Source organism: Methylotuvimicrobium buryatense 5G (genome assembly GCF_000341735.1).
Classification (GTDB): domain Bacteria; phylum Pseudomonadota; class Gammaproteobacteria; order Methylococcales; family Methylomonadaceae; genus Methylotuvimicrobium; species Methylotuvimicrobium buryatense.
In genome coordinates, this window is the sequence record NZ_KB455575.1 from 737,231 (window position 1) to 738,001 (window position 771).

Annotated in this window: 1 protein-coding gene; it reads right to left on the reverse strand. The window is 48.0% G+C overall.

The genetic code is table 11. From position 1 onward, the window contains the following. Positions 1–413: 413 nt before the first annotated feature. Entirely contained in the window at positions 414–632 is a 219-nt protein-coding gene (locus tag METBU_RS0103415) for an MbtH family protein (protein WP_017839289.1), read from the reverse strand. Between the last annotated feature and the right edge of the window lie 139 nt (positions 633–771).

The window sequence follows — 771 nt, forward strand, 5'->3', positions numbered from 1 at the left end:
TCATCCAGATAGTCCGTGTCCATTTGGCTAAGGTCTCGGTCGCTCAACGTCATGTCCTATAGCTTTTCATGTTTTAACGGGAGATGCTACTTTTTTAGTGATGGGGGGCTAAACGATTACATACTGGCAGAGTTAATCCCATATTTGAATATAAAAAAGCAGCGTAGCCCGGATGGAGCGTAGCGGAATACGGGGCCGGCGTGGCGATGAATTCCCCGTATTCCGCTTGCGCTGCATACGGGCTACGTGTTTTTTGGCAGGACGGTATTGCGCCACGTCCTGAATGTTTCGGCCGTGGCTAAGGCAAGTCGAGATATTTGGGGCAAATTGAAACGTTAGGGACGGGTTAAATAACCCGTCCTGCAAAGTTGCCGATGTTTTTTCAACCCCCAACGAGAACAGAGCCTAAAATTTTACTCCAATCCGGCTTGCTGCATATGCTGCCGTAAGCTTAATGGTCGCATATCCGTCCAGGTTTCGTTGATATAATCAAGGCATATCTGTTTTAGGCCTTTGGGGCCGACGGCTTTCCAGCCGTTTGGGATGTCTTTGTATTCCGGCCAGATGGAGTATTGCTCTTCGTGATTGATTACGACCTGATAAATAGTTGTGTCTTCCTCGTCCCAATTCATGCCATTCTCCGTCCGCTGAAAATCTTGGAGTGTGCCACAGGCACACAAACTGACGCTATACGGAAATAGCGATCAGATGTGTATAAGCTCATTGGAAGATGATGGTAGGTCCATCAAAGTCTGTTGTCGGAAACCGGCT

Coding starts and splice junctions, on each gene's coding strand:
- METBU_RS0103415 (WP_017839289.1), bottom strand. CDS start 632: ATGAATTGGGACGAGGAAGACACAACTATTTATCAGGTCGTAATCAAT.